Origin of the sequence: Salinibacterium sp. G-O1, from assembly GCF_030063305.1 — a bacterium.
Classification (GTDB): Bacteria; Actinomycetota; Actinomycetes; order Actinomycetales; family Microbacteriaceae; genus Rhodoglobus.
This window is the reverse complement of record NZ_JASISV010000002.1, coordinates 696,776-715,741: the sequence shown is the minus strand read 5'-3', so window position 1 is coordinate 715,741 and position 18,966 is coordinate 696,776. Positions and strand designations below refer to the sequence as shown.

Annotated in this window: 16 protein-coding genes and 2 tRNA genes; 10 read left to right on the top strand and 8 right to left on the bottom strand. The window is 65.3% G+C overall.

The features are described 5' to 3' along the window. The first annotated feature begins 47 nt into the window (after positions 1 to 47). Positions 48 to 2,381, top strand: coding sequence for a beta-xylosidase/alpha-l-arabinosidase (locus QMG83_RS09835; RefSeq protein WP_283505185.1), 2,334 nt, complete (start codon positions 48 to 50; stop codon positions 2,379 to 2,381). A gap of 43 nt (positions 2,382 to 2,424) precedes the next feature. Next, positions 2,425 to 5,793, top strand: coding sequence for an endo-1,4-beta-xylanase (locus tag QMG83_RS09830; RefSeq protein ID WP_283505184.1), 3,369 nt, complete (start codon positions 2,425 to 2,427; stop codon positions 5,791 to 5,793). Between the two features lie 103 nt (positions 5,794 to 5,896). Here QMG83_RS09830 and QMG83_RS09825 read toward each other — a convergent pair. Further along, positions 5,897 to 5,967 (bottom strand) — tRNA-Gly (locus QMG83_RS09825). A gap of 163 nt (positions 5,968 to 6,130) precedes the next feature. Between QMG83_RS09825 and QMG83_RS09820 the strand changes: the two genes are divergently transcribed. Together QMG83_RS09820 and tig are read left to right on the top strand one after the other, a co-directional pair. Next, a tRNA-Pro gene (locus tag QMG83_RS09820) sits at positions 6,131 to 6,204 on the top strand. A gap of 36 nt (positions 6,205 to 6,240) precedes the next feature. Next, positions 6,241 to 7,605 (top strand): trigger factor, encoded by a 1,365-nt coding sequence (gene tig / locus QMG83_RS09815; protein ID WP_283505183.1) that lies wholly within the window; start codon positions 6,241 to 6,243, stop codon positions 7,603 to 7,605. Positions 7,606 to 7,648: 43 nt separating this feature from the next. On the opposite strand, the gene QMG83_RS09810 is transcribed toward tig, so the two are convergent. Then, positions 7,649 to 8,134 carry a tetratricopeptide repeat protein gene (locus QMG83_RS09810; RefSeq protein WP_283505182.1) on the bottom strand — a complete coding sequence of 162 codons (486 nt, stop codon included), beginning with the start codon at positions 8,132 to 8,134 and terminating at the stop codon, positions 7,649 to 7,651. Between the two features lie 245 nt (positions 8,135 to 8,379). On the opposite strand from QMG83_RS09810, the gene QMG83_RS09805 reads away from it, so the two are divergent. Then, on the top strand, positions 8,380 to 9,000 hold the full coding sequence (locus QMG83_RS09805; RefSeq protein ID WP_283505181.1) for an ATP-dependent Clp protease proteolytic subunit: 621 nt from the start codon (positions 8,380 to 8,382) through the stop codon (positions 8,998 to 9,000). 2 nt (positions 9,001 to 9,002) lie between these two features. Continuing rightward, positions 9,003 to 9,671 (top strand): ATP-dependent Clp protease proteolytic subunit, encoded by a 669-nt coding sequence (locus tag QMG83_RS09800; RefSeq protein ID WP_283505180.1) that lies wholly within the window; start codon positions 9,003 to 9,005, stop codon positions 9,669 to 9,671. A 62-nt stretch (positions 9,672 to 9,733) separates the two neighbouring features. On the opposite strand, the gene QMG83_RS09795 is transcribed toward QMG83_RS09800, so the two are convergent. From QMG83_RS09795 to QMG83_RS09785, 3 genes are all read right to left on the bottom strand, one after another. Further along, the gene (locus QMG83_RS09795; RefSeq protein ID WP_283505179.1) at positions 9,734 to 10,324 is read right to left on the bottom strand and encodes a copper resistance CopC family protein; all 591 of its coding nucleotides are present in this window, start codon (positions 10,322 to 10,324) and stop codon (positions 9,734 to 9,736) included. Continuing rightward, positions 10,324 to 11,031: a YcnI family copper-binding membrane protein gene (locus QMG83_RS09790; protein WP_283505178.1), complete on the bottom strand. Its 708-nt coding sequence runs from the start codon at positions 11,029 to 11,031 to the stop codon at positions 10,324 to 10,326. The genes QMG83_RS09795 and QMG83_RS09790 overlap by 1 nt, the downstream gene beginning before the upstream one ends. A gap of 74 nt (positions 11,032 to 11,105) precedes the next feature. Continuing rightward, positions 11,106 to 11,687 carry a hypothetical protein gene (locus QMG83_RS09785; protein ID WP_283505177.1) on the bottom strand — a complete coding sequence of 194 codons (582 nt, stop codon included), beginning with the start codon at positions 11,685 to 11,687 and terminating at the stop codon, positions 11,106 to 11,108. 162 nt (positions 11,688 to 11,849) lie between these two features. Between QMG83_RS09785 and clpX the strand changes: the two genes are divergently transcribed. The 3 genes from clpX to QMG83_RS09770 are packed head-to-tail and all read left to right on the top strand — an operon-like array spanning position 11,850 to position 15,436. Further along, entirely contained in the window at positions 11,850 to 13,124 is a 1,275-nt protein-coding gene (gene clpX / locus QMG83_RS09780) for an ATP-dependent Clp protease ATP-binding subunit ClpX (protein ID WP_283505176.1), read from the top strand. Positions 13,125 to 13,135: 11 nt separating this feature from the next. Further along, a complete protein-coding gene (locus tag QMG83_RS09775) occupies positions 13,136 to 14,395 on the top strand; it encodes a benzoate/H(+) symporter BenE family transporter (RefSeq protein WP_283505175.1) in 1,260 nt (419 codons plus the stop codon). A 39-nt stretch (positions 14,396 to 14,434) separates the two neighbouring features. Continuing rightward, positions 14,435 to 15,436 (top strand): LLM class flavin-dependent oxidoreductase, encoded by a 1,002-nt coding sequence (locus QMG83_RS09770; protein WP_283505174.1) that lies wholly within the window; start codon positions 14,435 to 14,437, stop codon positions 15,434 to 15,436. Here the strand turns inward: QMG83_RS09770 and QMG83_RS09765 are convergent. Continuing rightward, positions 15,433 to 17,457, bottom strand: coding sequence for a M3 family metallopeptidase (locus tag QMG83_RS09765; RefSeq protein WP_283505173.1), 2,025 nt, complete (start codon positions 17,455 to 17,457; stop codon positions 15,433 to 15,435). The two genes, QMG83_RS09770 and QMG83_RS09765, sit on opposite strands and share 4 nt — an antisense overlap. A gap of 49 nt (positions 17,458 to 17,506) precedes the next feature. Here QMG83_RS09765 and QMG83_RS09760 point away from each other — a divergent pair, with 49 nt between their 5' ends. Continuing rightward, entirely contained in the window at positions 17,507 to 18,301 is a 795-nt protein-coding gene (locus QMG83_RS09760) for a methyltransferase domain-containing protein (protein WP_283505172.1), read from the top strand. A 2-nt stretch (positions 18,302 to 18,303) separates the two neighbouring features. On the opposite strand, the gene QMG83_RS09755 is transcribed toward QMG83_RS09760, so the two are convergent. Further along, positions 18,304 to 18,525: a hypothetical protein gene (locus tag QMG83_RS09755; protein ID WP_283505171.1), complete on the bottom strand. Its 222-nt coding sequence runs from the start codon at positions 18,523 to 18,525 to the stop codon at positions 18,304 to 18,306. Beyond that, positions 18,525 to 18,965, bottom strand: a complete 441-nt coding sequence (locus tag QMG83_RS09750; RefSeq protein ID WP_283505170.1) for a GNAT family N-acetyltransferase — start codon at positions 18,963 to 18,965, stop codon at positions 18,525 to 18,527. Before QMG83_RS09750 ends, QMG83_RS09755 begins: the two co-directional genes overlap by 1 nt. Position 18,966 lies beyond the last annotated feature (1 nt).

The following is an 18,966-nucleotide window of genomic DNA, read 5'->3' as shown; positions in this document are numbered from 1 at the left end:
GGCTAACCAGTACTCATCTCACCGCTCCCCATCAAGAAATCAGGACCATGACTCTCCATTCCACTGCGCGCCGATTCGTCTCACCCGACGCTGTGGCGCGCGACCTCGACCTCACGATCAGCGAGCTGATGGCGAGCATGACCCTCGAAGAGAAGCTCGGTCAGCTGGTCGGGATCTGGGTCGGCGCCTCCGCCAACGGCGAGAGCGTCGCACCGCTGCAACACGAGCAGGACGATTCACCGATCGATTTCGACGAGTTCGCGCGCCATGGCCTCGGGCATCTCACCCGGGTGTTCGGCACCGTTCCCGTCGAGCCGGCGGCCGGCCGCTCAGCACTGCTGGCGACGCAGCGCTGGCTGAGGGAGAATACCCGATTGGGCATCCCGGCCATCGCGCACGAGGAATGCCTGACGGGCCTCGCGGCGTGGAAGGCGACGACCTTCCCCACCCCGCTCGCGTGGGGGGCAACCTTCGATTCCGGGCTCATCGAGGCCATGGGCGAGGCCATCGGCGAAAGCATGGCGGCCCTCGGGGTGCATCAGGGGCTCGCTCCCGTGCTGGATGTCATTCGCGACACCCGCTGGGGCAGGGTCGAGGAGTGCATCGCGGAAGATCCCTTCGTTGTCGGCGAGCTCGGCTCCGCTTACGTGCGGGGCCTGCAATCGCAGGGGGTGATTGCCACACTGAAGCACTTCGTCGGGTACTCCAACTCTCGGGCCGGTCGCAACCTGGCACCCGTGCACGCGGGAACACGTGAGATCGCCGACGTGCTGCTCGTGCCGTTCGAGATGGCGGTACTCGATGCACACGCCGATTCGGTCATGCACTCTTACTCGGAGATCGATGGTCTCCCCGTCGCGGCTGACCCCGCGCTGCTGACGGACCTGCTGCGTGATCGCTGGGGATTCGAGGGCACCGTTGTAGCCGACTACTTCGGTGTGGCGTTCCTCCAGCAGCTTCATCGCGTGGCTCGCGACCTGGGGGATGCGGCGCGCCAGGCCCTCACGGCGGGAGTCGATATTGAGTTGCCCACCGGAAACGCTTACCTCGAGCCTTTGGCCGAGCAGGTGCGACGGGGCGACGTCGAACTTTCCCTGGTGGATCGCGCGGTCACACGCGTCCTCATGCAGAAGGCGCGCCTGGGCTTACTGGATATGGATGCGGATGCTTTCGCCGACAACGGCGCTGACGACACCATCGACCTCGATCCGGCCTCCCATCGCGCGCTCGCCGCGACCATCGCCGAGAAGTCGGTGACGGTGTTGGCTGCTGGCGATCTCCTTCCCCTGGCCGCGGCAGAGTCCGTCGCGGTGATCGGGCCAAACGCAGACCGCGCCACCGCGATGTTCGGCTGCTACTCGTTCGCCAACCACGTGCTCGACCAGCATCCCGACGTCGAGATGGGCATCGAGGTGCCCACAGTGCTCGACGCCCTCCGCAGCGAAGGGGTGCAGGTCAGCGGCTACTCCATGGGATGCGCCGTCGACGATGATGACAGGGCGGGTTTCGAGAGCGCCGTCGCGCTCGCAAGCGCCTCTGACGTGTCGATCATCGTGGTCGGCGACCAGGCGGGCCTGTTCGGCCGAGGAACCGTCGGCGAGGGTTGCGACCGCGATTCGCTCGAACTTCCCGGGGTGCAGCGTCAGCTCGTGGAGGCGATTCTTGATGCGGGCAACCGCGTGGTGCTGGTGGTCGTGTCAGGTCGTCCCTACGCGATCGAATGGGCCGCCGAGCGCGGAGCAGCGATCGTGCAGGCGTTCTTCCCCGGGGAGGAGGGCGCAGCGGCGATCAGTGGGGTCATCACCGGACGGATCAACCCCTCCGGCCGACTCGCGGTCTCGGTGCCGCGCTCCGCAGGATCGCAGCCTTACTCGTACCTGCATCCGTACCTCGGTGAGGCGACGGATGTTTCCAATCTCGCGACCACCCCGGCCTTCCCGTTCGGATTCGGCCTCAGCTACACGCGGTTCGATTACTCCGAGGCTGCGCTAAACCAGCAGGTCATCGAGGCCGACGGCCACTTTGAGATCTCCTTCACGGTCACCAACAGCGGAGATCGAAGCGGCGACGAGGTGGTGCAGGTGTACGCGCACGACATGGTCGCCTCCGTGACCCGGCCGATGCGCCAGCTCGTCGCCTTCACCCGCATCAGCCTGGAGGCTGGCCAGTCCGCGCGCGTCGGGATGCGCATCCCGACGACCCGCATCGCATTCAGCGACCGCAGCATGACACGCATCGTCGAACCCGGCGAGGTCACGCTGTGGCTGGGGCGCGACAGCCAGAACGAGGCTGCGGCGCTGGGAACGGTGCTCATCACCGGGACGCCTCACGCGATCACGATCGACGACAACAGGCAGGTCGACATCACCGTCACCAAATAGCACCACCAGCAGGATCCATTTGACATGCAAAGGAGCATTCACGATGTTATTCACGTCACACACCCGCAAGAAAAAAGTGTTAGAAACTGTCGCTGCGGGTTTAGCAACGGCGCTCGTCGCCAGCGCGGCACTCGTAGCTATGCCTGTCGCGGCCGTCGCGGCCGAAGTCTCCATCGTGGCTGACTTCGAAGACGGCACGCTCGGGCCTCTGCAGCAGAGCGGCGGCGGCGCGAGCACGCTGTCCGTGATCGACCTCGATGGCGGCAAAGTGCTGCGCGTGGCGGGTCGAGACGCGGACTACGTGGGCGTGCAGACCGCCCCCGGCGCACTGGGCGCTGTTGCGGCGGGCGATACCGTCACCGCTTCCATGCGCGTGAAGCTTGCCGATGGAACAGCTGGCACCGCGGGCGTGCGCTTCGTGATGAAGCCCGCCTACACGTGGATCGGCAGCACCGACATGAGCGCGGCCGAGTGGACGACCGTTACCGGCACCTACGTCGTTCCCGCGGGCGCCGACCCCGCCGCACTTCAGCTCTACATCGGCACCGGGGGAGAGCCGGGCACCTATGACTACCTCGTAGACGACCTTCAGGTGAGCGCGCAGACATCCACCGCGCCGAGCGCGACCTTGATCTCCACCGACTTCGAAGACGGACTCGACGGCTGGATCCCTCGGGACAACGGCTCGGGTGCTCCGACGGTGACGATCGCCACGGATGTCGCGCACAGCGGCACTCAGTCGGCGCTCGTCGGCGGCCGCACCTCGCAGGGCAGCGGCATGGGCCACGACGTGACGGGGCTCCTGGAAACCGGTGTCCTGTACGAGGCGAGCGCATGGGTGCGATTCGCGCCCGGCACGCCGACCGACGACGTGTGGCTGACTATGGCCCGCACCGTGAACGGCTCCACCACCTACCAGGGCCTCGGACAGTTCTCGGGGATGTCGAACAGTGAATGGGTGAAGGTCACCCAGACGTTCACCATGGGCGCCGCCGACCAGGCATTCATCTACTTCGAGACCAACTACAACGGCACGAACACGAGTGACCTCTTCATCGACGACATCGTCGTTCGCACGCCGGAGCCCGCGGTGATCGAAGACCTCACGCCGGTCAAAGACACCGTCGACTTCGCGTTCGGTGTTGCGGTCGACAGTCGCGAGACGGTGGGAGCGCCATCCGAGCTGCTCCTGAAGCACGCCGACCAGGTGACGAGCGAGAACTTCATGAAGCCGGAAGCCTGGTACAACGCCGCAGGTGAGTTCACGCCGAACGCTGAAGCAGACAGCCTCATGCAGTACGCGATTGACAACGACCTCGCAGTCTACGGTCACACGCTGGTATGGCACGGCCAGACCCCGGCATTCTTCTTCAAGACATCGGCGGGCACCCCGCTCACCACGAGCGACGCGGACAAGCAGATTCTGCGGGACCGGATGCGCACCCACATCTTCGCAGTCGCGAAGCACCTCAGCGACAGCTACGGCGCCTTCGGCGGCGGGGAGAACCCGCTGTACGCATTCGACGTGGTGAACGAGGTTGTTTCCGACGGGTTCGAGAACGCTGACGGGCTCCGTCGCAGCGAGTGGTATCGCGTGCTCGGCGAGGAATTCATCGACCTCGCGTTCATCTACGCGGACCAGGCGTTCAACGATGAGTACGCGGCAGCTGGCGCAGACCGCCCAGTGACGCTGTTCATCAACGACTACAACACCGAGCAGACCGGCAAGCAACAGCGCTACCACGACCTCGTGGCCCGCATGCTCGCACGCGGGGTTCCCCTCGATGGTGTCGGTCACCAGTTTCACGTGAGCCTCTCGATGCCGGTATCGGCGCTTGAAAACGCGATCGTCGCGTTCAAGGATCTGCCCGTCACCCAGGCGGTCACCGAACTCGACGTGACGACCGGAACACCGGTCACCGAGGCACTCCTGGTGGAGCAGGGGTACTACTACCGGGACGCGTTCCGCGTATTCCGTGCGCACACCGATGACCTCTTCTCGGTCACCGTGTGGGGTCTCACCGACGGCCGCAGCTGGCGTGCAGGGTCCGGCGATCCGCTGCTGTTCAACGACTCGCTCACCGCGAAGCCCGCGTACTACGGTGCGGTCGACGCCGAACTGTCTGCTCGGCTTCGCACGGCCATCGTGTCCGGCGGCGACATCCCGCTGGCCGCATCGGCCACCACCTCGCCGGAGTGGAGCCGCCTACCGCTCAACCGCATCGACGACACCGCTGCCTTCCAGCTGCGCTGGTCGGCCGACCACCTCACCGCGTATGTGCGGGTGGACGATGCGACAGTGCAGTCCACCGACGGCGTCGAATTCAGCGTGGCTGACACCACCGTGGCCGTGCCGCGCACCGGTGCGGCCGGGGCGATCGTCACCGAGCGTGCCGGGGGCTACGACATGGTCGTGCACCTTCCCGTCACCGCAACACTCGGCGACCAGGTCAAGTTCGACATTCGCGTGACCGACGGCGCAACGACCTCGGGGTGGAACACCCCGGGCGAGTTGGGCACTCTCGCCCTGGTCGAGCCGCTGTCGTTCGTTCAGGTGGAGGCGGCACCGAGTGCCGTGACGATCGACGGAACAGTCGACCCGGCATGGTCTGCAGCGCGCGTGATCACGACCGACAAGCAGGTGAGCGGAACGGGCGGCGCAACGGCGACCGTTCGCACCCTGTGGTCGGGATCGAAGCTCTACGTGCTCGCTGACGTCGCCGATCCCACCATTGACGTGACGGGGTCCGACCCGTGGACCCAGGACTCGGTTGAGATCTTCGTCGACGCCGGCAATGTGAAGAGCGGTTACTACCGGTACGACGACACCCAGATTCGCATCAGCGCCACCAACGCCGTGTCGTTCGGCACGGGGGATGAGGCGTTCCAGCTCAACCGGGTGCGGAGCGCGACATCCGTCATCGATGGCGGGTACCGCATCGAAGCGGAGATCGACCTGCTCGAAGCCGGCGGACTTGGCTCATTCCAGGGGCTCGACATCCAGGTGAATGATGCCTCGAACGGTCAGCGCACATCAGTGCGCACCTGGGCGGACCCGACCGGAGCCGGCTTCCAGTCGACCGCCCGGTGGGGTGTCGGCGAACTCGTGAAGTCGCTTCCGGCCATCGATGTGGTCCGCGCACCGAAGATCACCGGTTCGGCCAAGGCCGGCAAGACGGTCGGGGTGCAGGACGGCAAGTGGAGCGTGAAGAAGGTAGAGCTCGCCTACCAGTGGAACCGCGACGGTCAGCCCATCGCCGGAGCCACCGGTGACACGTACCGTGCGACTGCGGCGGATGCGGGGACGGTTCTCACCGTGACCGTCACCGCGAAGGCCGACGGGCACTCGAACGGCGTCGCCACGTCCGACCCGGTGACCGTGCAGGGGTCCAAGTCGGGTAAGGCCGACTAAGTGGGTTAGCAGCAGATACGCGGATGCCCCGGCTGTGCTTGTGCGCGGCCGGGGCATCCGTCGTTTAGGTCGCCCCAGGGGGCAACCGGCCTTTTGACATTCGAGGGGATACGGAGAATCGAACTCCGGTCATCAGTTTGGAAGACTGAGGCTTTACCATTAAGCTACATCCCCGGGTTCCGGTCGCGAGGCGACCGAAGAGCCGTAGAACAGTGTACCTGACGTTGAGAGCCGCGCTGTGCATCCGGCTCTCTCAGAAGACTGGGCAGATGTGCCCCCACGCAGCACGCTAGACTTGCCGAGGCCATTTTCGCCAGTTTCGAAAATGTCCGAAGTCCGGGGCGTAGCTCAGCTTGGTAGAGCGCTCGGTTTGGGACCGAGAGGCCGCAGGTTCGAATCCTGTCGCCCCGACAGCACTTCCCCCAACGAACTACAGGAGACCACAACGTGAAGACCACGGTTGAGAAGCTCACCGCCACCCGCGTCAAGCTGAACATCTCAGTTACCCCCGAAGAGCTCAAGCCGAGCATCCAGCACGCGTATGAGCACATCGGGTCTCAGGTCAACATCCCAGGATTCCGCAAGGGAAAGATCCCGCAGCAGTTGCTCGACCAGCGCGTCGGCCGTGAAGAGATCCTCAACCACGCCGTCAACGACGGACTCGACAAGTTCTTCCGCCAGGCGGTCACCGACGAGAAGATTCGCGTTCTCGGTCGCCCCGAGGCCGACATCAAGACGTGGCCAGAAGTCAAAGACTTCAGCGGCGATCTCGAAGTTGTTGTCGAGGTTGACGTGCGTCCCGACTTCGACCTTCCGAAGCTCGACGGCCTCACCCTGACCGTCGACGAGGCCAAGGTTTCAGCCGACGACGTCAAGGACGAGCTGGATGCCCTGCGCAGCCGCTTCGGAACCCTCGTCACCGTCGATCGCCCGGCGAAGAAGGGCGACTTCGCCCAGCTCGACCTGGTTGCCAAGATCGGCGACACCGAGGTCGACTCCGCGACGAGCATCTCGTACGAGGTCGGATCGGGCGAGCTCATCGAGGGCATCGATGAGGCACTCGACAGCCTCAGCGCCGACGAGACTACCACCTTCGAGTCGACACTCCTCGGTGGCGACCACGAGGGCGAGACCGCACTCATCACCGTCTCGCTGCTCGCCGTCAAGGAGCGCGAGCTTCCCGAGGCCGACGACGACTTCGCCCAGATCGCCAGCCAGTTCGACACCATCAAGGAACTCAAGGCAGACATCAAGGAGCAGGTCGCCAAGTCGAAGGTCTTCGGCCAGGGCGCACAGGCTCGCGACCAGATCGTCGACGAACTGCTCAAGTCTGTCGAGATCCCGGTTCCGCCGAAGCTCGTCGAAGACGAGGTGAACCGCCACCTCGAGAACGAGAACCGTCTCGAAGACGACGCTCACCGCGCCGAGGTCACCGAGTCGAGCGAGAAGACGTTCCGCACGCAGATCCTGCTCGACTCGATCGTCGAGGCCGAGGGCGTCAAGGTCAGCCAGAACGAGCTCACCAACTACCTCATCCAGGGTGCTCAGCAGTACGGCATGGAGCCGGGCGAGTTCATCCAGGTTCTCGACAAGAACGGCCAGATCCCCGGAATGATCGCCGAGGTCGCTCGCGTCAAGGCCCTCGCCGTCGTTCTCGGCAAGGCGAAGGTTGTCGACTCCAAGGGCAAGGAGGTCGACGTGTCGGCCTTCACCGCATCAGCGCTCGGCGACGAGAACGATGACTCGGAAGAGATCACCGCGGCCGACCTCCAGGGTTCGAGCGACGACCACGCTGGTCACGACCACAACTAAGAATTGTTGAACGAACGGCCGTCCCTCGGGGCGGCCGTTTTCGTTAACGCGCCAGATCGATCGCGTAGCCGCGCACCGACGCGGAATACACCGGCAGGTAGTCGGCGAGGGCGGCAAGCGCAACGGAGGCCGCGTCCCGTTCGTCCCCCCGGCTGGCCAGCGCCAGCGCGAGGAACGCGGCACTGGGCCCGGTCCACTCATCCGCCGGATGTTCGTGCAACTGCCGCTCGAGCATCCTGATCGACTCGTCAGGCCGACCAAGATTGCGCAGGGTGCTGGCGAGCTGGATGACCGCTCGCGGCAGTGTTGCCGCGTCCAGCCCGAGCTCGATGGCGCGGCGGTACAGCGGCTCAGCTTCGGCTTCGAGGCCCGCATAGTCTCGGGCCGACGCCGCCTCGAACACAGCGGATGCGTCATCCGGAGCCCGCTCGGCAACCAGCGCGTCCATGGCGGCTACGACGTCCAGCTCGGCCATGCCGTCCGCGGCTGCCCACAGATCGCTGACCCTGGCCTGCCAGTCTGAACTCATGCCCCCATGGTATTCGCGCCCCACCCTTCGGAAATTCAGGAGATCCGGGCCGGAACTCGCCGAAGAGGGGCCGCACGACCGCCGGAACGCGCAAGTTCCTGAATTTCCGAAGGGGCGGGGGAGTAAGGCGCGCGACGCACCGCGATCTGCCCACGGCGAACACCGGCATTTGGGCCAACGCGCTCCAGTAGATTCGACAGCAAGCGATAACGCAATACCGATTAGAAACAGACGGAGCGCACACAATGGCCCAACCGGCATTGGTCTCAAGCATCTTCGACCAACTCCTCAAGGACCGCATCATCTGGCTTGGGTCAGAGGTGCGCGATGAGAACGCCAACGAGATCTGCGCGAAGATCCTGCTGCTCGCAGCTGAGGACCCGAAGCGTGACATCTTCCTGTACATCAACTCACCCGGTGGCTCGATCACCGCTGGCATGGCGATCTACGACACGATGAAGTTCGTTCCGAACGACATCGTGACGGTGGGCATTGGCCTCGCAGCGTCGATGGGGCAGTTCCTGCTCTCGTCGGGCACCAAGGGCAAGCGTTACATCACCCCGAACGCGCGAGTGCTTCTGCACCAGCCGTCCGGTGGCTTCGGCGGAACCTCTGCCGACATCCAGACGCAGGCTGGCGTCATCCTCGACATGAAGAAGAGGATGGCCGAGCTCACCGCCGAGCAGACCGGCAAGTCGATCGAGCAGGTGCTCATCGACAACGACCGCGACAACTGGTTCACGGCGCAGCAGGCACTCGAATACGGATTTGTGGACCATCTCCGCGAGTTCGCTTCCGACGTGGTCGGCGGCGGCGGCACAGACGAGGCCGTCTCTAACGAGTCAGCAACAGGCGAAAAGGACTGATCATGGACAACTTCAACCTCCCAGGGTCAGGCATGGCCAGGCCCACGCCAAACGACCGCTACATCCTGCCGACGTTCGAGGAACGCACGGCATACGGCTACAAGCGCCAGGACCCATACGCGAAACTCTTCGAAGACCGCATCATCTTCCTCGGTGTGCAGATCGACGATGCGTCAGCAGATGACGTCATGGCCCAGCTTCTGGTTCTCGAGAGCCAGGACCCCGACCGCGACATCGTGATGTACATCAACTCACCCGGTGGCTCGTTCACCGCGATGACGGCGATTTACGACACGATGCAGTACATCCGTCCGCACATCCAGACCGTCGTTCTCGGGCAGGCCGCGTCGGCTGCCGCTGTGATCACGGCCGGTGGAACGAAGGGCAAGCGACTCGCGCTGCCGAACGCGCGCATCCTGATCCACCAGCCCAGCGGTGGCTCGGAGGGCTCGAGCCAGGCCTCCGACATCGAGATCCAGGCGCGCGAGATCCTGCGCATGCGCGGATGGCTCGAGGAAACGCTCGCGTTCCACTCGAACCGCACGCCAGAGCAGATCAACAAGGACATCGACCGCGACAAGATCCTCAGCGCGGCCGAGGCCATGGAGTACGGTCTGATCGACCAGGTGCTCACCAGCCGCAAGAACCTGCCGGCGCTGACCCAAAGCTAAGAAGCTCGACACAGAAGAAGGGCCGTCCCGCACTGCGGGGCGGCCCTTCCTGCATTGTGGCTCTAGGCCTTTCGGCGCCTCGTGGCGACGAACAGGGTCACGAGACCGGCGACGAGCACCGCGGCAATGGCGCTACCGATCCACAGCACGTCGCTGAGGTTCGCGTCGCTGCGGTTGACCGGCGCCGTGGTCGACTCCTGAGCGGCCGCAGCCTCGCCTCCACAGTTCGGGGGCGTCGACGAGCCCGCCGAGGTCGCTGCGTTCGCTGACGGCGCCCACGTGAAGTCGATCTCGCCCGACACCGTGTGGCCGTCAGCCGAAACCAGCTGCCACAGCATCCGATAGTCGCCGGCGTCTCCCAGCGAGGCTCCCGTCGAGACCGTCGAGTCGACAATGGAGACACAGCCGTCCCCGTAGTAGAGCCCCGCGGCGTCCGTGACCTCGATCGCGAAACCCGAGCCACCCCCCGAAAGGTCGAGCAGCGCTTCGTTGGTGGTCACCGAGAAGGTTTCCGGAGCCTCCGTGATGGTGCTGCCAGCCTCGGGTGTCGAAGCGACGAGATAGTTGTGCGCCTGGGCCGGGGTGGCGACGGCCAGCAGCAGGGCCACAGCGGCGGCGAGAGCTCCCGCGGCCCTGGCGCGTGACGCGAGCACTACTGTCCCGCCGGACGACGCGCGATGACTGCAAGCACCAGCGCGATAGCGCCGAGCACGAGACCGCCGATGCCGAGTACCCGTGCCAGCACGTCGGGCGAGTCGGTGTCACCGGCCGCGCTGATGGCCAGCTCGTCATCCTCATGGCTGTCGTCGGCGGTTGCCGCGTCGTGGTGATCGACCGCCGTGTCGTTGATGTACAGCACAGGCGCCGGATGCTCGGCATCCTCGCCTGTCTCACTCCAGCTGACGACACTCCCGTCGTTGTAGGTCTGCTCTGTGGGCAGCACGATGGACCCGGTGTCGGGAACCGGCCCGACTGACAGCGGGAACAGCTGCAGCTCGCCTGCCACAATTTCGGCTCCGGGGTCGGCCGTCCAGATGACGGATGTCACGGCCTCCGTGATTTCGCTCTCGCCCACGGTGACGGGCTCGGGCAGCGTCGAGCGCACGAGCTCTGCCGTCCACCCTGCGACCGGGACGTAGCGCACGCTGGTGAAAGGGGTGTCGGTCGGCAACGACACCTCGACCCGGGTCGTGCCCGCAGTCTCTGACTCATTGGGCACCCTGAAGGTAATGACCGAATACGATCCAGCTTCGGACTGGGTCGGGTCCACTGACACGTGGGCGCTGGCGGCCAGAGGTGCTGCCACTGCGAGGGCCAGCCCGGCAGTGATCGCGATAGTTGACATGGTTGTGCGCTTCATTGATGTTCTTTCGTGACGATGAGTCGCGGCCTGTGAGCCTGCGACAGAGAGGTGGATGCTGCGGAGTGACCGGCCTACGCGGCCGTCAGCTCCGGCGGTCCACGGTGTCTCATCGCCGACAACAGAACGGTGAGGTCGCGCGGCACGAAGCGAGCGACCACCGGGATCCGCGCGGGTTGCGGCGCGGGGGAGAGCGGAACAAGGGTGGCCAGCAGCCTCGAGAAAAAGAGCCGGGCGGTGTCGGAGATGCCCCAGAACGCTCGCTCAGCGTGCAGGAACGCGATGACGGTGATGGGAGCGGCGATCCCGTGCGCCATCCACATCGTCGCTCCGTCGTGGAGTGGGGTCGACGCAGTTGTTGCCGCGAGGGAGACAGCCCCCGAGTGTGCGTGCACGGCGGCCGCGGGCATCCCGAGGGTGCTGAACACCCCGTGAAACAGCGCCTGGCTCAGGGCGACGGATGCGGCGAGCCGCCACGCCGACACAGTGCGGCCCGCGAGCAGGGTGCAGATCGCGGCAGAGATGACGAGCGTGGCGAGAATGGCGAACAGGCTCGGGGCCGCGTCGCCGGCAAGGGTGTGCGAGAGCGCGGCAACGAAGGTTGCAAAGCCGGCAGCGGTGACGCCGCGGGCGACACGCGCCCATCTCGAACCCATTGCTGCTCCGATTTCTACCTGTCGTAGACAATCGTGCCACACCGACACCCGACGACGGCACGCCGTAACGTTGGGCGGCGGATGCCGGAGAGTGTCGCCGGTTCGGGATAGGCTCGATAAAACGCTCGTTCTCGAGCGCCGTATTTGGGAAGGAACTTTCGCATGGCCCGTATAGGGGAAAGCGCCGATCTTCTCAAATGCTCCTTCTGTGGCAAGAGCCAGAAGCAGGTTCAGCAGCTCATCGCCGGTCCCGGCGTCTACATCTGTGACGAGTGTGTCGAACTCTGCAACGAGATCATCGAAGAACGACTTGCCGAAGCCGGCGAAGAAGTATCGAGCGAATTCGATCTTCCCAAGCCGCGCGAAATCTACGCGTTCCTCGAAGAGTACGTGATCGGGCAGGAGGCGGCGAAGCGCGCTCTCTCTGTGGCCGTCTACAACCACTACAAGCGCATTCGCGCCCGCAACACCATTGCGTCTGCCGACATCATCGACGATGTCGAGATCGCGAAGTCGAACATCCTGCTCATCGGCCCGACGGGCTGTGGCAAGACCTACCTCGCCCAGACGCTGGCGAAGCGACTGAACGTCCCGTTCGCTGTCGCCGACGCCACGGCGCTGACCGAGGCCGGTTACGTGGGTGAGGATGTTGAGAACATCCTGCTCAAGCTCATCCAGGCAGCGGACTACGACGTGAAGCGTGCCGAGACCGGCATCATCTACATCGATGAGATCGACAAGATCGCCCGCAAGGCCGAGAACCCCTCCATTACGCGAGATGTTTCCGGCGAGGGAGTGCAGCAGGCGCTGCTGAAGATTCTCGAGGGCACTGTCGCCTCCGTTCCGCCGCAGGGTGGCCGCAAGCATCCTCATCAGGAGTTCATCCAGGTCGACACGACGAACGTTCTCTTTATCGTGGCCGGCGCCTTCGCCGGACTCGAGGAGATCATCTCGCAGCGCGCAGGTAAGAAGGGCATCGGATTCGGTGCTCCTCTGCACAGCAAGGGTGACGACGTGAACCTCTTCGGCGAGGTGCTTCCGGAAGACCTGCACAAGTTCGGGTTGATCCCGGAGTTCATCGGTCGACTTCCTGTCGTGACCACCGTCACTCAGCTCGACCAGGTCGCCCTGATGGACATCCTGACTCGTCCGAAGAACGCGCTCATCCGTCAGTACCAGCGCATGTTCGAGATTGACGGCGTTGAGCTCGACTTCGAGCCGGACGCACTCGAAGCCATCGCCGACCTGGCCGTGCTGCGCCAGACCGGTGCCCGTGGCCTTCGCGCCATCATGGAAGAAGTGCTCGGCCCGATCATGTTCGACGTGCCGTCAGATGACGACGTTGCGCGCGTCATCGTGACGAAGGCCGCTGTGCTTGAAAACGCGGCCCCGACGATCGTTCCGCGCCGGGCAGTGCGCGCCGAGAAGTCGGCCTAAAGAACTTCCTGTTGCCGCGCTCGTCGCGGCCCGGTCTTCTGCCGCGCCTTCGCGTGGCCGACGATGACGGAGGTTTTCGCCCCCTAGGCTGGAGTTTCGCTCAGGAGGTATCCGCCATTTTTCAGCCCATCTCGGCAGGGTTCGTTGCCGCCATCTCTGGTTTCGCAAGCTCGTTCGCCCTCGTGATCGCCGGGCTGGCAGCTGTGGGAGCGTCGCCCGGCGAGGCGTCATCCGGTTTGCTGGCCATCTGCCTGTCGATCGCGATCGTCAACATTGTGGCCGCGCTGTGGCTGCGCATCCCTCTCGCGTTCGCCTGGTCCACCCCGGGCGCGGCAGTGCTGCTTGCGACCGCGACAGAGGGCATCAGGTTTTCGGATGCGGTTGGCGCCTTCCTCGTGAGCTCGGCGCTGCTCGTGTTGAGCGGGCTCTGGCCCGCGCTCGGCAGGGCCATCACGAGCATCCCGAAACCCCTCGCGAACGCGATGCTTGCGGGGGTGCTGCTGCCGATCTGCCTCGCGCCCATCGAGGCCGTGGCGACCCTGCCGTTCCTCGCTGCTCCCATCGTTCTGGTTTGGATTGTGCTGTACCGGCTCGCACCGCGGTGGGCGGTTCCCGCGGCGATGGTCGTGGCGGTCGTGGCGATCGTGATTGCCGCCGGCACAGACTGGGTGGCGGCATCCGCCGTGCCGCAGCTCATCTTCGTCGCTCCGACCTTCGACCTGTTCACCATCCTCAGCGTCGGCCTCCCGCTGTTCGTCGTCACGATGGCCGGGCAGAACGTTCCGGGCTTCGTTGTGATGTCGACGAGCGGCTATGTTGCGCCGCCCAGATTCGCGCTCGTGGCATCCGGAATCGGCTCGGGTGCGGCCAACATGTTCGGCGGCCATGCCATGAATCTCGGCGCGATCACCGCGGCGATCATGGCCGGACCCGAATCGCATCCCGACCGGAGCAAGCGGTGGATCGCTACCCTCACCAACGGCATCCTCTACATCCCGCTCGGCCTGGGGGCCGGGCTGGCTGGCGCGCTCGTGACGGCGGCTCCCTCGATCCTGATCACGGCGGTGGCGGGGCTGGCCGTCATGGGCGCGCTCATCACCAGCATCGTGAATGCGCTTGACGAGCCCGAGCACCGGCTTGCGGCCATCCTGACCTTCCTGGTCGTGGCATCCGGTGTGGTGATCTTCGGGATCGGTTCTGCGCTGTGGGGTTTGCTGGTCGGCGGCCTTGTCATGGCGTGGTTGGGATGGCGCCGTCGATCAACAGTGTGATCGCGGAATGCCGGGCGTGCTCCGTCGGTTGACGCTGTTATGACAGTGCCACTCTCCGTTCTCGACCTCGCCTCCGTTTTTGAAGGCATGAGCAATGCGGAGGCGCTGAGGCAGACCATCGACACCGCGAAGGTGGCGGAGTCGTTGGGCTACCGCCGATTCTGGGTCGCCGAGCACCACGGAATGCCCGCTGTCGCCTCCTCGGCGCCCGCCGTGTTGATCGGTGCAGTCGCGGCCGCCACGTCCACGATTCGGGTTGGCTCCGGTGGGGTGATGCTCCCGAACCACTCGTCTCTCGTCATCGCCGAGCAGTTCGGAACCCTCGCGGCTCTGCATGGCGACAGGATCGACCTCGGTCTCGGGCGTGCTCCCGGCACCGACCAGCTCACGTCCTCCCTGTTGCGCCGGGGCGCTGGCGCCGAGAGCGTCGACGACTTCCCGAACCAGGTTCTCGAGCTGCTGGCGTGGTTCGGCACCATCCCGCCCCTCGACAACGGGATCGGATCCCGCGTCGTGGCAACCCCCGGGCTTGGCGACGCTCCCGAGATGTGGCTGCTCGGCTCCAGCGATTTCAGTGCTCGGCTGGCCGGACTCATGGGACTGCCGTTCGCTTTCGCTCATCACTTCGCGGGTGGTCCGAACACAGTGCGCGCCTTCGACATGTATCGGTCGTCGTTCACGCCGTCGGTGATCCTGCGCGAGCCACACTCGATGGTGGCGGTGTCGACCTTGGTGGCTGATACCACGGCCGAGGCCGAGCGGCTGGCCCTGCCCAACGCCCTCATGTTCGTGCGGATGCGCCAGGGTGTGCGGCCCGGCCGTATTCCGAGCCTGGCCGACGCCGAGGCTTATCCATGGAGCGACGCCGAGCGCGAATGGGTAGCCGAGCGCAACTCCCACCAGGCGATTGGCGACCTGGCTCACGTCACGGCTCAGATCGACGCGCTGGTCTCGGCCACGGGGGCTGACGAAGTGATCGTCGTTCCGCAGGGCCCCGACCTCGCGGTGAAAACCCGGACCCTGCGCGACCTCGGTCGCTAGTTCAGCCCGCGGCGATCCAGCAGCGGCTGGATCTCGGCGTCGCGACCGCGGAAGTCACGGAATGCTTCGAGTGGATCCTTCGACCCACCGACCCCGAGCAGTTTCTGCCGGAAGCGGTCGCCGTTGGCGCGCGTGAGCCCGCCGTTCTCCTTGAACCAGTCGACGGTGTCGGCGTCGAGCACCTCGCTCCAGATGTAGGAGTAATAGCCGGCGTCGTAGTCCGAGTTCGCGAACACGTGCTGGAAGTAGGTGCTCGAGTACCGAGTGGGTACTGCAGGGTTGTCGAGCCCGGCCGCGGCCAGCGCCGCAGCCTCGAACGCGGCGACGTCGGTGATCGAGGCATCCGGAGTGATGCCGTGCCAGGCCTGGTCGAGAATCGCCGCCGCGAGGTATTCGGAGGTGGCGAATCCTTCGTTGAAGGCCGACGACGCCTGGATCTTGTCGACGAACTCCTGCGGCATGGGCTCCCCGGTCTGGTGGTGCACCGCGTAGTTTGCGAGAACCTCCGGCCAGAGCATCCACATCTCGTTGACTTGGCTCGGGAATTCGACGAAGTCCCTGAACGTGTTCGTGCCCGAGAATCGCGGGTAGGTGACGCGCGCGAACAGGCCGTGAAGCGCGTGCCCGAACTCGTGGAAGAACGTGTTCACCTCGTCGTAGGTGAGCAGGGTGGTCTCCCCGGCGGCGGGCTTTGGCACGTTGAGGTTGTTGGTGACGATGACCGGATGCCCGAGCAACTCAGACTGCGAGATGAGCGAGTTCATCCACGCCCCGCCGCGCTTCGAGTCGCGCGTGTAGAGGTCAAGCGTGTACAGCCCGACGGGGGTTCCGTCGTCGTTGGACACCTCGAACACGCGAACGTCGGGATGGTAGGCGGGAATGTCGTGTCGCTCGCTGAAGGTGACGCCGTAGAGCTTCGTAGCGGCGAAGAACACGCCGTCCTGCAGCACGCGCTCCGCCTCGAAGTACGGCCGCATCTGTGCGGTGTCGACGTCGTAGGTGGCCTTGCGAACCTTCTCGCTGTAGAACGCCCAGTCGTGAGCCTCGACGGGATGACCGGCGATGGCCTCGAGTTCGGCCTGCTCGGCCAGCGCATTGCGGGCGGCCGGTGTCGCCAGCCTGCTGAGCATCGCGGCGACGGCCGCCGGAGTCTTCGCAGTTTCGTCGGCGATCACCCACGCCGCGTGCGATTCGAAGCCGAGCAGCGCCGCTCGCTCGGCGCGGAGCCGGGTGATGTCGAGCACGAGCCGGGAGTTGTCCCAGGTGCCGCCGCGATTGCCGCGCTGCATGGAGGCGGCCATCACCCTCGCGCGAACCTCCCGGTTCGTCAGCGCAGACAGCACGGGCTGGCCGGTAGGGAGGATCAGCGTGATGAGGTACTTGCCGTCGAGACCGCGCTCCTTCGCAGCCTCCGCTGCGGCCGAGATCTCGCCGGCCTCAAGACCGTCGAGGTCGGCGACGTCGTCGATCACCACGGCGAGGTCGTTGGTGTCTGCCAGCAGATTCTTCTCGAAGCGGGCGTTCAGGGTCGACAGCTGCTGGTTGAGCTCGCGCAGCGTCTGCTTCTCGACATCATCGAGGCCTGCACCCGCGATGGTGTACTCGGCGAAATAGCGCTCGACCAGGTAGGGGGAGTCTGCGTCGAGCCCGAGGGTGTCGAGCTGATCGAACAGTGTCCTGATGCGTTCGTAGAGCCGGGCGTCGAGCCGGATCGCATCGGCATGCGCCGACAGCTGCGGCGCGAGTTCCTCCTCCAGTTCGCTCGTGAAGGGGTTGCCGTCGGCCGAGGTCTTGTTGAAGAACACCGTCGCCACGCGTTCGAGAAGCTGACCGCTCTTCTCCAGGGGGATCATCGTGTTGTCGAACGTCGGAGCGTCGCCATTTCCCGCTATCGAGCGGATCTCCTCGAGCTGGTCGGCCATGCCCTTCTCGAATGCTGGAAGAAAATGGGCATCCTCAATGAGTGCAAACGGCGGCATTCCGAAGGGCAGGGTGCTCGGCTCGAAGAAAGGATTCGTCATGCCGCAAGCCTAGGTGGGGAGGCAGGGCGCGGGAGGTTACCCTCGACGAGTGACGTCTCAGGAGAAGTACACCCACGGCCACCACGAAAGCGTGCTCAAGAGCCACACGTGGCGCACCGTCGCCAACTCGGCGGCCTATCTCGCGCCTCGACTTGAGTCCGGGATGTCGCTGCTCGATGTCGGCTGCGGCCCCGGCACCATCACCGTTGAGTTCGCTGACGCCCTGGCGCCGGGCCGGGTGGTGGGGGTGGATGCCTCGGCCGAGGTGATTGCGAAGGCGGCCGGGTTCGCACGGCCGAACCTGGAGTTTCTCGTGGCTGACGCGTATGCGCTGCCCTTCGAGGATGACACGTTCGACATCGCTCACGCGCACCAGACCCTCCAGCATGTGGCCAACCCTGTCGCCGTGCTCAGGGAGTTGCGTCGCGTGGTGAAGCCCGGCGGTCTCGTCGCCGCCCGCGACGTCGACTACGCCGGCGTGATCGTGTATCCGGAGTCCCGGGGGCTGACCGAATGGCTGCGGATCTACGAGCTCGTGCACCGCAGCAATGGAGGCGAGCCGGATGCGGGCCGGCGGCTGAAGGCCTGGGCGATGGAGGCCGGCTTCACCGATGTCGCGACGACGGCATCCATCTGGAACTTCTCAGACGCGACCGACCGCGAATGGTGGGGGAGCATGTGGGAGGCGCGGGTGCTCCAGTCCGCGTTCGCTGATGACGCGACCAGCAAGGGCATCGCCACGCTGGAGGATCTTCGGGCCATCAGTCGCGCCTGGCGTGAATGGGCCAACTCCGAAACGGGCTGGCTCGGCATGCCCCACGGCGAGATCATCGCCACGGCCTGAGGTCAGTCGACCTGCTCGACGGCCACAGCGCCGTCGTGGCCCACGCGGATCGTCGTGCCGTCATCGAGCTGTACGACGGGTCGGCTCTCCAAGTACGTGAGGGTCCAGTACCAGCCGGGGCGATCCCCGATCTCCCGCTCGACCTCACGGATCGCGGCGATGACGCTCTCGGAGAGTCTGGTCGGCGGTTCGTCTCCGACATTCCACCGGGTGCCGAGCTGCATCAGGTCTGCTTCTCGTAGGTGACCCAGCTCATTCGGGTGGCGGTCTTGTCGTAGACGCTTTGCGCGGTCGCGTTGTCTGCTGCGGTGATCCACCGGAGCGTTCCACCGCCGTCGGATGCCGCTCGCTCGGCGACCGCGTCGATGAGCGCCGTCGCCGCACCAGAGCCTCGTGACTCCGGCTGCACGTAGAGGTCGTCGAGGTGCCACGCGGGGCCGGCGGTGAAGGTATCCGGAACTTGCCGATACAGCGCGAAGCCGACCACGTCACCATTCTCGACAGCGACCACCGCGCAAACATCGGCGTCGGCATCCATCAACCACGACCACACGCCATCGAGTGTTGCCTCGGTGAAGTGAGTCTCGTAGAACACCCCGTAGTCGACGAAAAGTCGGCGCCAGGCGTCACGGTCCTCTTCATGGATGTCGCGAACCTCGGTCATC